1 protein-coding gene is annotated in these 860 nt (G+C 31.5%); it reads left to right on the plus strand.

Features of this window, described 5'->3' with window-relative positions:
- Nucleotides 1–146 precede the first annotated feature (146 nt).
- Nucleotides 147–860 (plus strand): twin-arginine translocase subunit TatC (tatC, locus tag FCI53_RS21195; RefSeq protein ID WP_138420946.1); only part of this gene is annotated, 714 nt, incomplete at its 3' end.

Raw genomic sequence — 860 nt, forward strand, 5'->3', positions numbered from 1 at the left:
ATCAACTAGTGACTTGGTATCAGATGAGGAGTCAAAGAAAGACAAAGACGAAACACAAAAAACAAAAATAGTTGAATAAGTAACAGATTTTAGAAGATGTAGGTAACTTCCATGCTTTCTTCTTCTTCTTTTTTAGAGGTGATTAAATGGATAAACAAGCGATGAATCTTGTGGACCACTTAAGTGAATTACGAAAACGGCTGATTATTATAGTTGGAAGTTTTATGTTATTAGTAATTTTGGGTTTAATTTATGTGAAGAATATTTATCATTGGTTAATCCAAGATTTGTCAATAAAATTAGCAGTTTTAGGTCCAAGTGAAATTTTGTGGGTCTATTTAATGCTTGCAGCTATGATTGGAATAGCAGGTACGATACCAATTGCTGCCCATCAGATTTGGCTGTTTGTAAGACCTGCTTTGTCTGAAAAAGAGAAAAAACTAACATTAGCTTATATACCAGCATTATTTTTTCTTTTTATTGTGGGTATTTGTTTTGGTTATTTTGTCATTTTCCCGTTAGTGTTTCAATTCTTACTATCGCTATCAGAAGACATGTTTATGGAATTTTTCACGACAGAGAAATACTTTCAATTTTTAATGCATATGGTACTACCTTTTGGCTTTCTATTTGAAATTCCTGTCGTTATCATGTTCTTAACTAGTCTTGGGGTGCTGAATCCTTATAGTTTGCAAAAAGCAAGAAAGTATTCTTATTTTATTTTAATTGTAACAGCTGTGCTAATTACGCCTCCAGATTTTCTATCAGACATTCTTGTTATTATCCCACTGCTATTTTTATATGAATGTAGTGTTCTATTATCTAAGATAGTTTACCGTCGGAAACAGAAATCAAATTTA

This window comes from Aquibacillus sediminis (assembly GCF_005870085.1).
GTDB classification, from domain to species: domain Bacteria; phylum Bacillota; class Bacilli; order Bacillales; family Amphibacillaceae; genus Aquibacillus_E; species Aquibacillus_E sediminis.